The sequence below is a fragment of the Prevotella vespertina genome (assembly GCF_009728485.1).
GTDB classification, from domain to species: Bacteria; Bacteroidota; Bacteroidia; order Bacteroidales; family Bacteroidaceae; genus Prevotella; species Prevotella vespertina.
This window is the reverse complement of sequence record NZ_VVIQ01000005.1, coordinates 26,600-44,041: the sequence shown is the minus strand read 5'-3', so window position 1 is coordinate 44,041 and position 17,442 is coordinate 26,600. Positions and strand designations below refer to the sequence as shown.

18 protein-coding genes, 1 tRNA gene and 1 other RNA gene are annotated in these 17,442 nt (G+C 40.2%); 9 read left to right on the top strand and 11 right to left on the bottom strand.

Annotation, left to right across the window (positions count from 1 at the left end; all coding sequences use genetic code 11):
* Nucleotides 1–283: 283 nt before the first annotated feature.
* On the bottom strand, nucleotides 284–1,633 hold the full coding sequence (locus F0475_RS05980; RefSeq protein ID WP_155715903.1) for an MATE family efflux transporter: 1,350 nt from the start codon (nucleotides 1,631–1,633) through the stop codon (nucleotides 284–286).
* A gap of 4 nt (nucleotides 1,634–1,637) precedes the next feature.
* On the bottom strand, nucleotides 1,638–1,778 hold the full coding sequence (locus F0475_RS11725) for a hypothetical protein (protein ID WP_199879792.1): 141 nt from the start codon (nucleotides 1,776–1,778) through the stop codon (nucleotides 1,638–1,640).
* Nucleotides 1,779–1,950: 172 nt separating this feature from the next.
* Here F0475_RS11725 and F0475_RS05975 point away from each other — a divergent pair, with 172 nt between their 5' ends.
* Both F0475_RS05975 and F0475_RS05970 read left to right on the top strand, forming a co-directional pair.
* Nucleotides 1,951–2,352: an FKBP-type peptidyl-prolyl cis-trans isomerase gene (locus F0475_RS05975; RefSeq protein WP_009434107.1), complete on the top strand. Its 402-nt coding sequence runs from the start codon at nucleotides 1,951–1,953 to the stop codon at nucleotides 2,350–2,352.
* 51 nt (nucleotides 2,353–2,403) lie between these two features.
* Entirely contained in the window at nucleotides 2,404–2,829 is a 426-nt protein-coding gene (locus F0475_RS05970; RefSeq protein WP_234422968.1) for a hypothetical protein, read from the top strand.
* Between the two features lie 77 nt (nucleotides 2,830–2,906).
* Here the strand turns inward: F0475_RS05970 and F0475_RS05965 are convergent.
* From F0475_RS05965 to rnpB, 5 genes are all read right to left on the bottom strand, one after another.
* Nucleotides 2,907–2,977 (bottom strand) — tRNA-Cys (locus tag F0475_RS05965).
* A gap of 196 nt (nucleotides 2,978–3,173) precedes the next feature.
* Nucleotides 3,174–3,359, bottom strand: a complete 186-nt coding sequence (locus F0475_RS05960; protein WP_155715902.1) for a FeoB-associated Cys-rich membrane protein — start codon at nucleotides 3,357–3,359, stop codon at nucleotides 3,174–3,176.
* 19 nt (nucleotides 3,360–3,378) lie between these two features.
* Entirely contained in the window at nucleotides 3,379–3,786 is a 408-nt protein-coding gene (locus F0475_RS05955; RefSeq protein WP_155715901.1) for a YkvA family protein, read from the bottom strand.
* Between the two features lie 21 nt (nucleotides 3,787–3,807).
* Nucleotides 3,808–4,236 (bottom strand): hypothetical protein, encoded by a 429-nt coding sequence (locus F0475_RS05950; RefSeq protein WP_009434198.1) that lies wholly within the window; start codon nucleotides 4,234–4,236, stop codon nucleotides 3,808–3,810.
* A 90-nt stretch (nucleotides 4,237–4,326) separates the two neighbouring features.
* Nucleotides 4,327–4,711: RNase P RNA component class A (gene rnpB, locus F0475_RS05945), an RNA gene on the bottom strand.
* A gap of 621 nt (nucleotides 4,712–5,332) precedes the next feature.
* On the opposite strand from rnpB, the gene F0475_RS05940 reads away from it, so the two are divergent.
* The 6 genes from F0475_RS05940 to F0475_RS05915 all read left to right on the top strand — a co-directional run bounded on the left by F0475_RS05940 (nucleotide 5,333) and on the right by F0475_RS05915 (nucleotide 10,136).
* Complete coding sequence (locus F0475_RS05940; protein WP_155715900.1) at nucleotides 5,333–6,805, top strand: S1C family serine protease; 1,473 nt, start codon at nucleotides 5,333–5,335, stop codon at nucleotides 6,803–6,805.
* 171 nt (nucleotides 6,806–6,976) lie between these two features.
* On the top strand, nucleotides 6,977–7,840 hold the full coding sequence (locus F0475_RS05935; protein WP_009434031.1) for a sigma-70 family RNA polymerase sigma factor: 864 nt from the start codon (nucleotides 6,977–6,979) through the stop codon (nucleotides 7,838–7,840).
* A 21-nt stretch (nucleotides 7,841–7,861) separates the two neighbouring features.
* Nucleotides 7,862–8,281, top strand: a complete 420-nt coding sequence (locus tag F0475_RS05930; protein WP_155715899.1) for a hypothetical protein — start codon at nucleotides 7,862–7,864, stop codon at nucleotides 8,279–8,281.
* A 1-nt stretch (nucleotide 8,282) separates the two neighbouring features.
* Nucleotides 8,283–9,170 carry a hypothetical protein gene (locus F0475_RS05925; RefSeq protein ID WP_155715898.1) on the top strand — a complete coding sequence of 296 codons (888 nt, stop codon included), beginning with the start codon at nucleotides 8,283–8,285 and terminating at the stop codon, nucleotides 9,168–9,170.
* A gap of 3 nt (nucleotides 9,171–9,173) precedes the next feature.
* Entirely contained in the window at nucleotides 9,174–9,665 is a 492-nt protein-coding gene (locus F0475_RS05920) for a S24/S26 family peptidase (protein WP_155715897.1), read from the top strand.
* A 78-nt stretch (nucleotides 9,666–9,743) separates the two neighbouring features.
* Nucleotides 9,744–10,136: a PqqD family protein gene (locus F0475_RS05915; RefSeq protein WP_155715896.1), complete on the top strand. Its 393-nt coding sequence runs from the start codon at nucleotides 9,744–9,746 to the stop codon at nucleotides 10,134–10,136.
* A gap of 135 nt (nucleotides 10,137–10,271) precedes the next feature.
* On the opposite strand, the gene F0475_RS05910 is transcribed toward F0475_RS05915, so the two are convergent.
* The gene (locus F0475_RS05910; protein WP_234422967.1) at nucleotides 10,272–12,461 is read right to left on the bottom strand and encodes a S9 family peptidase; all 2,190 of its coding nucleotides are present in this window, start codon (nucleotides 12,459–12,461) and stop codon (nucleotides 10,272–10,274) included.
* 56 nt (nucleotides 12,462–12,517) lie between these two features.
* Between F0475_RS05910 and F0475_RS05905 the strand changes: the two genes are divergently transcribed.
* On the top strand, nucleotides 12,518–13,423 hold the full coding sequence (locus tag F0475_RS05905) for a TIGR01212 family radical SAM protein (RefSeq protein ID WP_155715895.1): 906 nt from the start codon (nucleotides 12,518–12,520) through the stop codon (nucleotides 13,421–13,423).
* A 624-nt stretch (nucleotides 13,424–14,047) separates the two neighbouring features.
* Here F0475_RS05905 and thrS read toward each other — a convergent pair.
* The 3 genes from thrS to def form a co-directional block, all read right to left on the bottom strand.
* Nucleotides 14,048–15,997: a threonine--tRNA ligase gene (thrS, locus tag F0475_RS05900; RefSeq protein ID WP_009434624.1), complete on the bottom strand. Its 1,950-nt coding sequence runs from the start codon at nucleotides 15,995–15,997 to the stop codon at nucleotides 14,048–14,050.
* A gap of 185 nt (nucleotides 15,998–16,182) precedes the next feature.
* On the bottom strand, nucleotides 16,183–16,824 hold the full coding sequence (locus F0475_RS05895; RefSeq protein ID WP_155715894.1) for a tetratricopeptide repeat protein: 642 nt from the start codon (nucleotides 16,822–16,824) through the stop codon (nucleotides 16,183–16,185).
* 6 nt (nucleotides 16,825–16,830) lie between these two features.
* A complete protein-coding gene (def, locus tag F0475_RS05890; RefSeq protein ID WP_004382705.1) occupies nucleotides 16,831–17,391 on the bottom strand; it encodes a peptide deformylase in 561 nt (186 codons plus the stop codon).
* Between the last annotated feature and the right edge of the window lie 51 nt (nucleotides 17,392–17,442).

Here is a 17,442-nt window from a genome sequence, read left to right as displayed (position 1 = left end):
TATATCCTACTTTAATCGTCAAATGAACTTATACTTAAACTACAATCGTACTTATACTTAATCATCCATCATACTTATACTTAGACTGCGATCCTACTTTAAGTTAGAGTCCGATATTCTACACGTTTGTATAACGAATTATACACGTCTGTATAATTGATTATACACGTTTGTATAATTCGTTATACAAACGTGTAGAACTAGGTAAGTCTTATTGAAGTACGATTGAACACTAACATAAAGTATGGTTGACACCTAACTTAACCATCTATCTCACTTATCCTTAGACATCAATCCTAGTGAAAAAACGCATCCAAACCATCGAGGCTAATCCTCTCATCAGTAGGAAAGTAAGGAAGGCAAGCCACAATGCCTCATTCGCAAGATTCCCCCTAAACCCTAAGTAAACAGCGAAGAACGATAGCATGGCAATGACCGTTGAAAAGAGCATACCCTTCGTGTCAGTAAGTCCGATGAATACTCCATCAAGGATGAAAGCTGTCACACCTACAACTGGTATCAAGCAAGCCCAAGGCAAGTAAGGTCGTGCCGCCTCAACGACAGCGGCATCATCCGTAAGAAGATGTAAGAATCCTGTTCCACCTATCACATATAAACCCGTGAACAGTAGGGTCATTAAGCCACCAAACGCAAACAAGCGTCGTATCGTAATTCGCAGTCCTTGCTTATCTCCAGCACCATAATACTTGCCACTCAAGGCTTCCCCTGCATAAGCAAAACCATCCATGACGTAAGAGAAGATAGTGAACAAGGTCATCAACAGCGTGTTTACAGCCAACAGCATTGTACCTTGTTTTCCTCCCGCCGAAGTAAAATAGAAGTTAACGGCTATCAAACATAAGGTGCGAAGAAAGATATCTTTATTGACAAGAAAGAAGTCAATCCAGGCTCCTTTCACGGAAAGAATGTGAGTCAAGCTAGCCCAAGTAGACTGCCCTAAGCTCGTTACTTTTCTCGCCTTATTAATCTTACTTACACGCTTCCATGCACTTAATAATGCCACCAGGAAACCAATCCATTGAGCGAGCAACGTTCCTGTAGCGACACCTGTTATCCCCCACCCCAAGGCAAACACCAAGGATAAAGAAGTAAGAATATTCACTATATTCTGTAAGATGGCTACGACCATAGGTGTACGTGTGTCCTGCATCCCAATGAACCAACCTGTCAACCCGTATAAGCCCAACATTGCTGGTGCGCCCCAGATAACAATGCGGAAGTAAGTTGCAACATAATCCCACGAGGCTTCAGGCGTATTCATCAGACGTAATAAGCCCCATTCCAATCCTCTTTGAGCAAGGATGAACGATAAACCGAAAGCAAGTCCAATGGTTAAACTACGCACCAATATGCCAATACATTCCGCCTTGTCCGCACGTCCAAAGGCTTGAGAAGTCATCCCACTGGTTCCCATTCTTAGGAATCCAAGTAACCAGTACATCACATTGAAAATCATTGTTCCAACGGCAATCGCACTGATATAGGCTTCATTGCCAATATGCCCCACCACCATAAGGTCAACTAATCCTAACAGCGGCACCGTGATATTACTCACAATGGAAGGTAAGGCTAAGCGGAGTATCTCCTTATTCTTATTGTCCAATCGCATCATTGTTTCACTCCCGAATATAGTCTTTCGCTACAAGGTCGTAATATAAAGCCTCCAACTCAGCCAAGGATAACTGTTCTATGGAATGTTCTAACACGCGGATAAGCTCCATCCGACGAGTTTCATTCTCTACTCTATCAAAGTTCATAAGATTTCTTTTCTATATTATATCGTTACTCTTCCTACTAGAAGGGACAACATGACATACTAACTTACATTGCTATATACACGCAGAATGAGTCGACAAAAGTAATTGAATTAATTGTGAATTCAAAAGATATTAGGTAATTTTGCGTACATTAATGTATTATTAAACCATCATGGGAAAGAAACAGGAATACAAGCAAAAGAATGAGGAATATCTGAAAGAAGTTAGTCAGCGGGAGGGAATAAAGGTTCTTCCTCATGGTATTCTTTACGAGATAATAAAAGAAGGAACGGGCGAAGGAAAGGTGCAGTCACGTTCTATCGTGACTTGTAATTATCGTGGGAGTCTCATCTCTGGTAAGGTTTTCGATGATAGTTGGCAAAGGGGAGTGCCAGAGGCATTCCGTGTTAACGAATTGATTACAGGCTTTCAAATAGTTCTATGCGCCATGCACAAGGGGGATCATTGGCGTGTTTATATCCCTTATCAAGACGGATATGGTACGAAAAGAGACGGGGATATTCCTGCCTTCTCTACACTAATCTTTGAGATTGAACTCATTGGGATAGGTTAAGAACGTAGAGCGCAAAGTAATCTTCAATTAGCTTTTTAAAATACAATGCCTATGCTGATTAAAACTTTCATTGGTTCTTGCATTGCGTTAATATCCTTCTGTTCTTGCAATTCAAAGTTGACTGTCAGGAACATGGCAGGAGAATACCACTATATATATAAGGTGGGAAAGGGGATGAGTGGGAGTTGCCGTCTGACACTATGTAAGGACAGCAGTTTCAGTTACTCAGAACATTTCGACCTCATGTATTCAAGTGGTAAGGGAGTGTGGGAACTAAAGAAAGACACAATAACCTTAATGTTTGACAATCCGCCTTATAGCATTTACGAGGCACTAGCAGGCGGAGAGACTTATCGCGGAACTTGGACAGTACCCATCATAAGAAGAAACAAAGTGCAAGTAAAGAATATTATACTCGTTAAGAAGTTGCACTTAACGAAGAAGTCATCTTGTCTTGAGATGAAGATGAATGATTAATTCACATTCGGATATACGTTGCACCCTATCATCAATCGGCACAAAAAAAAGACTCTCATCATTGAGAGTCTTTCTTGAGGTGCCTAGCGGAATCGAACCGCTCTACATGGTTTTGCAGACCATTGCCTAACCTCCCGGCCCAAGCACCATTGTTGTCAGCAAAGGAGTATCTTGCTTTGCGTGTGCAAAGATAAGTACTTTATTCGGTTTAACCAAACTTTTCAAGATTTTTTTCAATGCCGCATAAGAAAATCATCTTTACGTTGCGTTGCTCAATACTACTTAAAGGGTATTAAAAAGAGGACTTCAGTTAATGGTTAACTTGCGAAGTCCTCCGTTTCTAATTACTTAAAGCATACAGGCTTCTTGCGCCCTTTCAACTTCCGCTTAGCTTTGAGTTGGTCGTGGATAGCACATCCAGCGCAACCATGACAAGGGTCTTTGGCAGTTTGAAATGTTTGCCAAACTCTATAACCCACATAGGCTAGAGCCGCAAGAAGGACTATTGCTAAAACAATATATTGCCACATATCCTCCTCCTTCTATCTCTTAAACAGGAACGTTCGTATCATCCTCTGCAAATGGATCTTCAGAGAAGTTTAGCTCATCCTCATCAAACCATTTAGAGAGTTTCTCCTTTGCTTTATCCTTTAAGTTATCATCAACTTGACTCCAAACCTTCCCTAAAGCATAGAGAAGAACGGCGAGGTCGTCAGCCAAACCAGCTATTGGTATTGCATCGGGAACAACATCTATAGGAGAGATCAGATAACCCAAAGCCCCAATGATGATGGCTTTGTCTTTCAATGAGACCTTGTCACTCTGCATGAGATAATAAAGAATCAAAGCTATATAAACCAACTTAGCTCCTGCTCGCTTGGCGATGCGTTGTATCTTCTCAATGAAGTTCTGCTGTGAGAACTTGTCCTTGTATTTCTGTAAATCAGGTATTTCCATATTACAATTACATTAAAATTATTACTTAAAGGCTATCACTTTGTCAACGTATGCTTTAGCTTCTGGATAATCTTGATTAGCACGACGAACACGACTACGAACAACTGCCTTCATGATTACTCTATAGATTAAGAAGAGCACCAAACCGACAGCTATTGCCGCCAAAACATTCCACACGCCTTTGAAAGGTAGTGAGTCGTCAGGGAAACCAGACATTACGAGGATTGGCAAACATAATAAGATGCCAGCTACAGTATAACGTGAACGTTCGGTTCCCTCGCTATCTAAAGCTGCTTGATAATCAAACAAATAATCTGAAAGAACCTCTTCGCTAACCTCTACTGGCCGTTGAGGGAAACCTGCTTCATCCTTGTGATTTCTTATCTTATTCTCTACAACGTGCTGGAAGTCATCCACTACAGTTACATATTGTTCTTCTAAATCTTTCATGATTAAACTTGTTTTTTAGCTAATGTCACACTCTCACCCACGCTAATCTTCTATAAAGGAAGATTAAAGGAGCATAATTGATAAAAAAGATAAAGCAGTGTTCCTATAAGCCGGGTTCCGTCTCTTCCTCATCTTTCGATAAATAGGAAGATGCCTGTCATTTATCTAGTTTACAAGTCACCTTGTAACTCAAGCATTCTACCCTCCGTTGTGCTAACGCTTGGGCGGGCAGCCCTCAAACAACGGTTTACATGAACTTGCAGCTCCTGAACGGTACAGCCAGACGATCACCCGCCTGCTGGTAGTCTCTTACACTACCTTCTCACCCTTACCACTATTAGAAGTGGCGGTCATTCTCTTCTACCTTCATCTACTGTCACCAATAGCTTCTACTTTCGGAAGCAGGATGCCCTATGCTGCCCGGACTTTCCTCTCGTACCTTTAAAGGATACCAGCGACAGAGCCGGAACACTGCCTTATCAGGGTTACAAAGATACTATTAAAACATGGAACGGGCAAAATATTTTGATTTTTTTCATATAAGTAGAAGGGCTCACAAACTGTAACTACATTGCATATCACTATTCAATAGCATAAGAAAAGAGCATATTCTTTACCTTTAAAGATACTCTTTTCACATGAAAGAAAGCACCTTTTATAACCTTACAAAGCATCTTGTAATATACTTTAAATTGTCTGTTGATTATCAGAATGTTATAACCTTAGTTTAAACATTTCTCCTTTTTCTCCTTAGAAAATCATATAGAAGAAAGAGAGCAATCCCTTTGATGATACTTACAAAGAGTTATTACCTATAGTTATTATTAACTAATTTGAAAGAATTAATAACGAATTGAAGAAGAGATAACAGAAAAAAAGCGTTGAAACTGAACGAATGTAAATTTATCAATTCTTCTAATTAAGAGCCGTTAAGTAGCGAAATTAAAATGTTAAAATCGGATAAAGATAACTGACAAAATAACCGATTTACACAATTTGCACCTATATTTGCACCCACAAAAGAAGTCTGATGGACATTCCATACAATGCCAATTTGACAGATAACAAAGTTACTAATAAATAAAAGAATAAGTATATGAAGAATTTATCAAAGTATTTGGCTGGTGCAGCATGTGTTACTGCTCTTGCCTTTTCCACTGGTGCTTTCATCAAAGTATATGCAGCTGAAGCACCGGTTGTAGCTCCAGGTCAGCCAGTAGACCTCACTTATGCAGCAGAGAAAGCACTGCCTGCTGTAGTGCATATTAAGTATGTACAAAACTCTAAGACACAGACAGTAGACGTTCAAGATGACCCATTTGGAGACTTCTTCGATCCATTCGGTTTCTTCGGCAACCCTAATCAAGGTAACGGAGGATCACGCAAACAGAAGATCCAAACACCAAAGAAAGAGGCAACTGGTAGCGGTGTTATTATTTCATCAGATGGATATATCGTAACGAACAACCACGTGGTTGAAGGTGCTGACGAATTGACAGTTACCTTAAATGACAATAGAGAGTTCTCTGCACGCATCGTTGGTACTGACAAACAGACAGACCTTGCCTTATTAAAGGTAAATGCAAAGAATCTCCCTACTCTACCGATTGGTGACTCTGATAAACTAAAAGTTGGAGAATGGGTAATCGCTGTTGGTAACCCTTATAACTTAAGTTCTACTGTTACAGCTGGTATCGTTAGTGCAAAATCTCGTGGCTTAGGAGCTTCTCAAAATGGTATCGAGAGCTTCATTCAAACTGATGCTGCTATCAACCCTGGTAACTCTGGTGGTGCGCTAGTAAATACGCAAGGAGAACTGGTTGGAATCAACGCAATGCTTTACTCACAGACTGGCTCTTATAGTGGTTATGGTTTCGCCATCCCAACAACTATAATGAATAAGGTGGTTGATGATATTAAGAAGTATGGTAGTGTTCAGCGTGTAACCTTAGGAATTCAAGGCGGTGACGTTCTCAACTATATCAACGCACAGAAGGAAGATGGTAAGAATGTAGATCTTGGAACGAATGAAGGTGTATATGTTGCCGAAGTAGTATCAGAAGATGGTAATGGTGCAGCTCTAGGCTTGATGAAGGGTGATGTTATCACAAAGTTTGATAACCAAAAGATAACCCGTATGTCTGAACTTCAACAGGCACTCAATGGTAAACGTCCTGGCAATAAGGTTACAATAACCTATCTACGTAATAAGAAAGAAATTACAAAGACAATTACATTGAAGAATGCACAGGGTACTACAAAGATTATCGAGCAAGCTGATATAGATGTTCTTGGTGGTCAGTTCCGCCCAGTAACAGAGGCAATGAAGAAGCAATTAAATATCAACTATGGACTTGAAGTACTGAAGGTTAATAACGGTGCGTTGAAGTCTGCTGGTATCAATCGTGGCTTCATCATCCAGAATGTCAATGATAATATGGTTAAGAGCATTGACGATTTACAAGGTCTCGTAAAGAAGGCTTCAACCAGCAAAGATCCTGTACTCTACATACAGGGTATTTATCCAACTGGTAAGAAAGCATACTTCGCAGTACCATTGGGTGACTAAGCTTTTAGCGATAGTCTTTTGAGACAATAAAAGATAATCCTCCTTTCTCCTGAAGATAACCATGAGAAAGGAGGATTTCTATCTATAATAAGGTAATATTTTCTATGTTTTATTTGTTCAGCTCATTGAATTTACGTAAATTTGCCATCACTTTAGTTAATGCCAAACAACATGAGACAATTGAAAATCACAAAATCGATTACGAATCGAGAGAGTGCTTCTCTTGATAAGTATCTTCAAGAAATCGGTCATGAAGAAATGATTAGTATTGAGGAGGAAGTTGAACTTGCTCAGCGAATACGAAAAGGTGACCGTAAGGCTCTTGAGCGGCTAACTAAAGCCAACCTACGCTTCGTTGTCTCTGTGGCAAAGCAATATCAAAATCAAGGATTATCGCTCGCCGACCTTATCAATGAAGGTAACTTCGGTTTGATAAAGGCCGCTGAGAAATTTGATGAGACGCGCGGTTTTAAGTTTATCTCTTATGCAGTGTGGTGGATTCGACAGAGTATCTTGCAAGCTATTGCAGAACAAAGTAGAATCATTCGATTACCCCTCAACCAAGTTAGCTCGGTCAACAAGATAAACAAAGTGCTAAACAAGTTTGAGCAAGAAAACGAACGAAGACCAAGCATAGATGAGATAGCACAGGATACAGATATTCCTGAAGAAAAGATAATTGAGGCTTTTAAAGTAAACACGCATCATATCTCTGTTGATGCTCCTTTTCATGATGACGATGAAAGTAGTTTATTGGATGTTATTCCGAATGATGCAATTCCATCTACTGACAAATCTTTAGTGGAAGAAAGCTTACGAGCAGAGATTGGTAGAGTGTTGGATATCCTCGAAGATAGAGAAAAGAAAGTCATTGAGGCTTACTTCGGTATCAACCAACGGGAGATGACCTTGGAAGAGATTGGAAGTAAATATGGACTGACACGTGAACGCGTAAGACAAATAAAAGAGAAAGCAATAAGACGATTACGTCAACAAACAAATAGTAAAATACTCAAGGCTTATCTTGGGCAATAATATTAATATAGAAATAAGAAAATGAGACTTCGCCAACTATTAATCGTCACAGCTCTTCTTGTGGGATGTGTAATTAACGGTAATGCAAAAGGATATAGACCAGCAAAGATTTACATGTTTGGTTTTGCTGCTTCTTTTAACGATTCAACTGTCTATCTAACGGATATTCAAACAGTAAATGCATACTTGGTAAACAATAGAACAAAGTTCTTGGCTAACCGTGAAGACTATTCTTATCAATTACGCAACTATTTACAAAGTAATGGTTTGGAGGCTTATCCTACTTGTATAACAATGTTCGCAGAGAACGAGAAAGATGCTACAAAGAAGTATCTTAAACTAAAAGAACGTTACGAGAAATCGAAAAAGAAATACTCTATCAAGAGTTTAAAAGATAGTCAGTTTAAGTACACGCCTGTTGAACCCGACCAACAATCATAAAATGGACGTAAACAACTTTAGAGTAGCTGACCTTGATGTACAGATTACATTCCGTGATACAAGTATCAACGGAATGCACTTATTACGCTCGTTTGAACCTTTTAGAGTCAAAGAGGAATCAGACAAACCTTTCTTTCGTCTTATTGTTGATGATTCAATAAGACCTGTACCCAAAGAGCAACGCAAACGTATTCGTGCCTTTGACACAGGTAATGGAGATACCATTGTTGATCGTGTTGAAGACGGAAGTTATCAGTACATCATCAAAGATATTAGTGGTGCTGATTGTTGCTTGCTTAAATGTAATAAGGATTTCAGCGAATGTTATTGCGCCTTGAATGGCAACACCAATATGCGTACATTCGGTCTCAATAATGCACTGATGCTCATCTTCGCATTTGCGGGTGCTCAAAGAAAAGTCTTGCTTATCCACGCCTCCTTAGTACGCAATAATGGTTATGGATATGCTTTTATAGCAAAGAGTGGAACGGGAAAATCAACACAAGTCAGCATGTGGTTGCGTCATATTCCAGGTAGTGACCTCATGAATGATGATAATCCCATTGTGAGACTTATTGATGGAGAAGCATGGATTTATGGAAGTCCTTGGAGTGGAAAAACTCCTTGCTATCGTAATATTAAAGCTCGCTTAGGTGCAATCACACGTATAGACCGAGCTAAAGAAAACTCTGTCGACAAGCCCTCTCCTATTGAAGCATTCGCTTCTCTTCTTCCTTCTTGCTCTAGCATGAAATGGGATTCAGCCATCTACAATGCTGTTTGTGATACTATCACTAAAATAGTTGAGACTGGTCGTATATATACTCTCCATTGTTTGCCAAACAAAGACGCAGCGGAGGTTTGTCAACGCGCAATAGCAATTAAATAAGGAATGTCGACTAAAGAGCCAATCCTCACAACGACTGAGATTCAATTTGCAAATGCCGATTTAATCCCAGAAGTCGTTAAGATCTTAAACGAAGGACATAATGTAACTTTGCGTCTTCGGGGATTCTCTATGCGTCCATTCCTTGAGAATGACAGAGATAAGGCATTATTGGTAAAACCTTCAAGTATAAAGGTTGGCGATCCAGTCCTTGCCGAGATAAGTCCAAAACATTTCGTTCTTCATCGCATTGATCGAATAGACGGAGAGAATATCACGCTTCGTGGTGACGGAAATCTCGGTGTTGAACATTGTAAGCGAGAAAACATTGTTGGTGCAGTCATTGGTTTTTATAGAAAAGGACATAAGACCATGGATCGTACTGACGGGTGGAAATGGAAGTTATATAGCAAACTATGGGTAGGTTTACTTCCCTTTCGTCGTTATCTCCTTGCCGCCTATAGGCGATTGTGGATTCCATTGTTCGGACCAATCTAAGCAATGACAAAGTTCCTTTCTCTGTCCAATCAAACAAATAAGGCTAAGACATTAACTCATAATAAGTAATCAACAATAATGAAAGTAAAGAATGGCTTTAACCTCCGTGAAGTCTGCGGAGAAAATATCATAGTTGCAGAAGGAGATGAGAATATCGACTTCAGCAATATCATCTCTATGAACGAGAGTTCGGCTTACTTATGGCAAGAAGTGCAGAAACTAGACAACTTCACCATTGATACTCTCACCCAACTCCTTTGTGAACAATATGAGATTGATGAAGAAACAGCTAAAAAAGATGTAACAACACTTGCTACGCAATGGGCTGCAGCTGGAATCATTGAGGGTGAAGATATGCCTGAAGTTAAAGTAGAGATGACACAAGACAAGAAAGATATTGAACCAAAGAAGGAGCAAGAAACCAACGAAGAAGGAAAGAAGAAAGGTTTCTTTAAGCGTATCTTTGGATAGAATCTTATCCTTAACAGATTACCCCCAGAAAACTTTTATCAGTTTTCTGGGGGTAATTCTTTATAAACGTTCTTTATCTCTTATTATCCTTCTATCCTTTTCCCAATATTAGAATAGAAACAAGGCTACATAACACTAAAGATTCTCCATGAACCAATCGGCAACTTGGCGCAAGAGGTGGTTGCGGGTATTGCCACCATATATAGAATGGTTGCGATTCGTATAGAAGAGCTCACGGAAATCCTTATCAGCCTGCACGAGAGCTTCAGAATACTCAAAGGTGTTTTGTGGATGAACATTATCGTCAGCCATACCATGACAGATAAGTAACTTACCTTGCATCTGATTTACACGATTGATAGGATTAATAGCGTAGCCCGCTGCATTCTCTTGTGGTGTACGCATATAACGCTCCGTGTAAATAGTATCATAGAAGCGCCAATCGGTTGGAGGAGCTATCGCCACACCTGCTTTAAAGACACCTCTACCCTCACTCATGCTCATTAAGGTATTAAAGCCTCCAAAGCTCCAACCCCAAATTCCTATGCGAGAGGCATCCACGTAACTTTGCTTACCTAACCATAACGCTGTTTCTACCTGATCTTTTGACTCTAAATCGCCTAACCGCATATAAATACTCTTCTCAAAATCAGCACCACGAGCACCTGTTCCTCTACCATCTACTGTAACAACGATATATCCTTTCTGGGCTAAATAGTAATCAAACATACCACCATTCCCCATAGAACCAACATTCCAATTATCCACAACCTGCTGACTTCCTGGTCCACTATATTGGTGCATGATAACAGGATACTTCTTATTTGCATCGAAATCAGACGGCTTAATCATCCATCCATTGAGCTTAACTCCCTCGGATGTAGTAAACGAAAAGAACTCAACGCCCGCATTATTATACTTCAGAAGCTTCTCTTCTAACTCCTTATTATTAAGCACCTCACGCACTTCTTTCCCTCGATTATCATAAATGGTATAAACAAATGGATGATTACTATCGCTCCATGTATTCAAAAAGTATTTATAATCGCCAGAGAATGAAGCTGCATTCCAACCTTCATGAGCCGACAAACAGGTCATCTTTCCACTCTTATTTACAACATACACTTCACGCTGCATGGGTTTCCGAGCCGCTGCTTGGAAATAAGTATTGCCTGTTTTCTCATCATATCCATAGATTGTTGTCACATCATAATTGCCCTTATCAATCTGACGCAAGAGTTTTCCGTCCTTATTATAAAGGTATAAGTGCATAAAACCATCACGATCAGAAGGAAAAAGGATGTAATCTTTCATGATAGAGATACCTTCCATCGCTGCCTCCTGAACATACTTTGAAATATGTTCCTTTATCAGTAATGAGCAAAGTCCCGTATGCGGATTCGCCGCATAGAGATTCAATTCATCTTGATGACGATTCATCGTATAGATAACCACACGATTAGGATCGGTTGTTGTCTTTATGCGTGGAATATATCCATCAGCCGCTAAAGGTAAATTGATTTGACGTACAGAAGCACCCTCCAAAGAATATGACCAAACTGACACTTTTGAATTGTCTTCGCCTGCCTTCGGATATTTATAACTGTATTCTCCAGGATAAACACTATAAGCATCAAGTTGAGGATGAGAGCCACGGAATAGCTGCAAAGAATAAATCTTTACCTTGCTTTCATCATATCGAATCCAACTCAAAGTCTTACTATCAGCACCCCACGCCAACGCATTATTAAATCCAAATTCCTCTTCATTTACCCAATCTGACAAACCGTTAATGACTTTATTAAACTCGCCATCAGTTGTTACCTGCGTCTCTTTATCGCCATCCGTAATATAGATATTGTTCTTATGAACAAAGGCGATCTTTGTTCCATCAGGAGAAAAGGTTGGAATCTGCTCGGCACCTTCCTTTGACAGACGCTTCAACTGCTTTGTCTTCACGTCATAAAGATAGAAATCAGCCGTGAAAGAACGACGATAAATACGATGTGTATTGGTTTGCAATAACAATCTATTTCCATCTGCCGACACCTGATAATCATCAAACGATTTGAGATTTTCCCCCTGGGCATTAGCCAAATCAAAGATAACTCCCGTCGGCTTTCCCGTCACAAAGGAGTATTTCACAACCTGTCGACCATCCTCCGAGATGCGAGCATACTCCGATGTTCCCTTTAAAGAGTTAACACCTGATATACGCTTTGCAGCAAAAACACCAGCTGTGATATCACGTATAGATATAGGTTCACCAGCCATTAATTGGAGTGCAGTCAAGATAGTAGCACACATAAGGATTATTCTTTTCATAAAATCAAGTTTAAACATCGCAAAAGTATAAAATATTCTGTACATTTGCAACAAGAATGGAACAATATTATCGTGACTTTGGGAACTGGCTTCGCGAACAATTCCCTTTTAAGGTTCAGAAGATTTCTATCAATGCTGGCTTCACATGTCCTAATCGAGACGGACGTGTAGGGCGAGGTGGCTGTATCTATTGCAATAATCAGACGTTCAATCCTACGTATTGCGATAAGCAAAAGAGCGTAACCGAACAGTTGGAAGATGGCAAAAGATTCTTCGCTCGCAAGTATCCTGATATGAAATATCTCGCATACTTTCAGGCTTACACGAATACTTATGGCACCAATTCGCATTTGAAGGCTCTTTATGAGGAGGCATTAGCAGTGGAGGATGTTGTCGGATTAGTCATCGGAACTCGTCCGGATTGTATTAATGACGACCTGCTCGATTACTTTGAAGAGTTGAATCAGCGCACCTTCCTTATCGTTGAATATGGTGTTGAGACCTGTAACGATGCTACCTTACGCCTCATCAATCGTGGGCATGACTTCGATTGTGCTAAGCAAGCAATAGAACGCACAGCTAGTCGTGGCATTCGTGTAGGTGCACATATCATACTCGGATTACCCGGTGAGGATGAAAACGAGAGTCTCCGACAGGCACCCATCATGTCTTCTCTCCCTCTTACAACCTTGAAAATCCATCAAATGCAGATTATTCGTGGTACAAAGTTAGCTAAAATGTATGAGGAACATCCGTTCCATCTTTACAGCGTGGACGAATATATTCATCTGATAGCCGAATACATTAGTCGATTAAGAGCCGACCTTATCCTCGAACGATTCGTTAGTCAGAGCCCGCCAGAACTACTCATCGCACCAAAATGGGGACTAAAAAATTACGAATTTACCCATCGTCTCAACAATTACATGAAGGAGCATTGCACGAAAAAGAAGAAGATTTAAACTTATTCGCTATTAGAATTTAGCAAAAACAACACTCATAAACTTCTAAGATAAAAGGATATGTCACAAGAAAAGCATATCCTTTTTTTGTAATAAAATACTGCTAAATTTAGGATTTATAATTGCGTTTTTCTGAAGCGCATTGGACTTTGGTCATAAATACAGGAATTAGAGAGAAAAATCGTAATACATTTATAATTATCTGATTATTAGATATTTATAAAAACATCCAATCGTTTTAAGTGAAATGATATAGCAAAATATGTAAAAAGTAGGCTGATTTTACCCAAAATCATATTACTTTTTGCTAAAAACGAAGCTACATTTTACTAAAAACGATAGTACTTTTTACCAAAAACGGAGGTACGTTTCATCAAAAACGGAGGTACGTTTCACTAAAAACGGAGGTACGTTTTATAAAAGACCAATATTTCGTACTTAAATTAGTATTATGACTTCTAGAATGAACCTATATTCAGATAATGTTTTGTAAATAGTTTTCTGAACAACACATTGCTTCTATTACCTAAACAAAAAAGGAGGATATACCTCAAATGGTATATCCTCCTTCCTTATTTATCCCCTCATTATCGGTTGATAATGGGTTTGAATCGTTGCTTTTGATTAATCCAATGTCTTGAGCTGTTCCGCAACTTCATCGTTAATGCGCTTAGCAAATTCTTCCATTGTCATGGTAGCTTGCTCGCCACCACCTTGCTGACGCATAGAAACTAAGCCTTCGGCTGCCTCTTTCTCACCAACAATGACCATGTAAGGTACACGCTTTAGCTCGTTATCACGAATCTTGCGACCAATCTTCTCATTGCGATCGTCCATGATTGAACGGACATCGTGAGCATCAAAATAAGCCTTTACCTTACGAGCGTAGTCATTATACTTCTCAGAGATTGGAAGAATTGCCACCTGATCAGGTGTCAACCAAAGTGGGAAGTGCCCTGCTGTGTGCTCAATGAGCACAGCTGTGAAGCGTTCGAGTGAGCCAAATGGTGCACGATGAATCATCACAGGAGTCTTCTTTGTATTATCTTCCGCTGTATATTCGAGTTTGAAACGATTAGGAAGATTATAGTCTACCTGGATAGTTCCCAACTGCCAACGACGACCGATGGCATCCTTTACCATGAAATCGAGCTTAGGACCATAGAAAGCCGCCTCTCCAAGTTCTACACGCGCCTTGAGACCTTTCTCTTCGCAAGCTGCCTTAATAGCGGCTTCGCTCTCTTCCCATACCTCATCAGAACCGATGTATTTCTCTTTATCGTTAGGGTCGCGGAGTGAAATCTGTGCCTCGTAATTGTCGAATCCAAAGGTTGCGAATACTTTTAGGATAATATCGATATTGGTTTCGAACTCTGCTTTTACCTGATCTGGGCGAACGAAGATATGCGCATCATCCTGCGTAAACGTGCGAACACGGGTCAATCCATGCAACTCACCGCTCTTTTCATAGCGGAATACCGTTCCGAACTCAGCAATACGCAATGGAAGATCTTTATAAGAACGTGGCTTGTAAGCATAAACCTCACAGTGGTGAGGGCAGTTCATTGGCTTAAGCATGTACTCTTCATCCTCCTCTGGTGTATGAATTGGCTGGAAAGCATCCTTGCCATAGTGGGCATAGTGCCCAGAAGTTACATAAAGGTTCTTACCACCGATACCTGGAGTGATAACCTCCTGATAGTTGTAAGGACGGAGAAGACGGCGCAATAACTCTTGCAAACGTAGACGAAGTTGCGTACCCTTTGGTAACCAAATAGGTAAACCCTTACCTACACGATCAGAGAACATGAAGAGTTCCATCTCTTTTCCAATCTTGCGGTGGTCACGTTTCTTAGCCTCTTCGAGCATAACGAGATATTCATCAAGCATCTTTTTCTTTGGGAAAGAGATACCATAGATACGTGTCATCTGCTCACGCTTCGCATCGCCACGCCAGAAAGCACCGGCAACGCTGGTAATCTTGATAGCCTTGATAGCACCTGTTGATACAAGGTGCGGACCACGACAAAGGTCAGTGAAACTACCTTGTGTATATGTTGAGATGGTTCCATCCTCGAGATCTTGCTCAATATGCTCTACCTTATACTCTTGTCCATCAGCAGTAAACTCCTTAACGGCATCTGCTTTAGATATATCATGACGCACAACTTGCTCGTTCTTCTTAGCAAGTTCACGCATCTTCTCTTCAATCTTTGGGAAATCGTTCTCAGAGATAGCCTGACCCTTTGGTGGCATTACATCATAGAAGAAGCCATTTTCAACAGCAGGACCGAAACCAAACTGTATACCTGGATAAAGTTCCTGTAATGCTTCTGCAAGAAGGTGGGCAGAAGTGTGCCAGAAGGTGTGCTTACCTTCCTCATCATCAAACTTATAAAGAGCAATCGTTGCATCCTCATTGATAGGACGATTGAGCTCTACTGTTTCGCCATTTACACCGCAAGATACAACGTCACGGGCGAGAGCCGGCGAAATGCTCTCGGCGATTTGATAACCAGTTACGCCCTGTTCGTACTCACGAACGGAACCATCTGGGAAAGTGATTTTAACCATACTACAAATTAGTTTTATAAATCAAAGTTGCGGCAAAGGTAACACTTTATTATGAGAATGAGGAATATAAATGTGATTTTCAACAAACCAATTAGTAATAGAGATTCGCCAAGTGCTATCAATTCGCACTTAATAAGCAATGCTGACTTCAAGATTAGGTGTATAATCAATCAGACGAGGAATGGTTATGGGAGTTTGCTTTGCTTATTCTCACCATCTGTTACTTGTTTCATTAACCAAGGGCTCTTATTTAACGGTCGAAGATGATTGATATCGAACTGAATCGGCTTAGAAGGGCATTGCTTTGGCTGTCGTCCTGCTTTGATATCAGCTCGGAGTTGTTGAGCTGCACTAAAGTCTTTCCACCGCTTTAGCATATAATCTAATTGGGTAAGCGCTGTTTGCTTGTCTCCTACCCTATACAAACAATAAGCTCGATTAAACCAATAATCACGATTGTCAGGCGAAATATCTATCGCATGAGTATAAGCAACAATAGCACTATCGTAACGTTCTTCACGAATATTAGTCATTCCATAAAGTTCATAGATATCAGCTATATAAGGTTGTAGCTCTAAGGCACGCCGACAATCGCTATCGGCACCTTTATAATCTTCTAGATGATACTTGGATAAAGCCATAAGATACCATGCTTCATAAAGGTTTGGCTTTAAACCAACAATACGAGAGAATATTTGCATGGAAGTAACGTAATATCCTTGATCTAGCGTTCGCCTCCCCTCTTCCATCATCTTATTGATGTTATACTGGGCTGCTGCTGGCAATGTCAAGAGACAGAGCAAGGATACTACGATACCACGCAACATATCACTCTACTTACGTGGAGGCTTCACACGATAGTTACAACGCACCTTTCCTTGCAAAAGGGCTTTCAACTTACTATTTATCATCTGCTTTCGGAAGGGTGAGAGATGATCAGTAAAGACTTTGCCATCAAGATGATCGAACTCATGCTGAATAACGCGGGCAAGGTAGCCTTCAATCCATTCTTCATGTTCAACAAGGTTCTCATCAACATACTTCACATAGATGCGCTTGGCACGTGTCACAGACTCATGAATACCTGGCAATGATAAACATCCTTCTTCTAAAGTTTCAGTCTCTGAATCATCGAACTCTAAGATATGTCCGTTGATGAAAGCATGACGAAAACCTTTATACTCAGGGAATGTATCTGAAAGAACATCCAAATCAATAACTACCACACGAATAGACTTTCCTATCTGTGGAGCAGCCAACCCTACACCATCACTGGCAGTATTGGTCTCAAACATATTTTGTATCAGCTGCTGCAAATCAGGATAGTCAAGAGGAATATCCTCTGCTACTTTGCGCAACACAGGCTGACCATATGTGTAAACAGGTAATACCATATTACTTCTTTAATTAATTATTGGGTTTTAGGTCTTATTGCATTAATCGAG

Bases quoted from the DNA above. Each gene is read 5' to 3' on its own strand.
- F0475_RS05980 (WP_155715903.1), bottom strand. From the start codon at position 1,633: ATGATGCGATTGGACAATAAGAATAAGGAGATACTCCGCTTAGCCTTA.
- F0475_RS11725 (WP_199879792.1), bottom strand. From the start codon at position 1,778: ATGAACTTTGATAGAGTAGAGAATGAAACTCGTCGGATGGAGCTTATC.
- F0475_RS05975 (WP_009434107.1), top strand. From the start codon at position 1,951: ATGGGAAAGAAACAGGAATACAAGCAAAAGAATGAGGAATATCTGAAA.
- F0475_RS05970 (WP_234422968.1), top strand. From the start codon at position 2,404: ATGCTGATTAAAACTTTCATTGGTTCTTGCATTGCGTTAATATCCTTC.
- F0475_RS05960 (WP_155715902.1), bottom strand. From the start codon at position 3,359: ATGTGGCAATATATTGTTTTAGCAATAGTCCTTCTTGCGGCTCTAGCC.
- F0475_RS05955 (WP_155715901.1), bottom strand. From the start codon at position 3,786: ATGGAAATACCTGATTTACAGAAATACAAGGACAAGTTCTCACAGCAG.
- F0475_RS05950 (WP_009434198.1), bottom strand. From the start codon at position 4,236: ATGAAAGATTTAGAAGAACAATATGTAACTGTAGTGGATGACTTCCAG.
- F0475_RS05940 (WP_155715900.1), top strand. From the start codon at position 5,333: ATGAAGAATTTATCAAAGTATTTGGCTGGTGCAGCATGTGTTACTGCT.
- F0475_RS05935 (WP_009434031.1), top strand. From the start codon at position 6,977: ATGAGACAATTGAAAATCACAAAATCGATTACGAATCGAGAGAGTGCT.
- F0475_RS05930 (WP_155715899.1), top strand. From the start codon at position 7,862: ATGAGACTTCGCCAACTATTAATCGTCACAGCTCTTCTTGTGGGATGT.
- F0475_RS05925 (WP_155715898.1), top strand. From the start codon at position 8,283: ATGGACGTAAACAACTTTAGAGTAGCTGACCTTGATGTACAGATTACA.
- F0475_RS05920 (WP_155715897.1), top strand. From the start codon at position 9,174: ATGTCGACTAAAGAGCCAATCCTCACAACGACTGAGATTCAATTTGCA.
- F0475_RS05915 (WP_155715896.1), top strand. From the start codon at position 9,744: ATGAAAGTAAAGAATGGCTTTAACCTCCGTGAAGTCTGCGGAGAAAAT.
- F0475_RS05910 (WP_234422967.1), bottom strand. From the start codon at position 12,461: ATGAAAAGAATAATCCTTATGTGTGCTACTATCTTGACTGCACTCCAA.
- F0475_RS05905 (WP_155715895.1), top strand. From the start codon at position 12,518: ATGGAACAATATTATCGTGACTTTGGGAACTGGCTTCGCGAACAATTC.
- thrS (WP_009434624.1), bottom strand. From the start codon at position 15,997: ATGGTTAAAATCACTTTCCCAGATGGTTCCGTTCGTGAGTACGAACAG.
- F0475_RS05895 (WP_155715894.1), bottom strand. From the start codon at position 16,824: ATGTTGCGTGGTATCGTAGTATCCTTGCTCTGTCTCTTGACATTGCCA.
- def (WP_004382705.1), bottom strand. From the start codon at position 17,391: ATGGTATTACCTGTTTACACATATGGTCAGCCTGTGTTGCGCAAAGTA.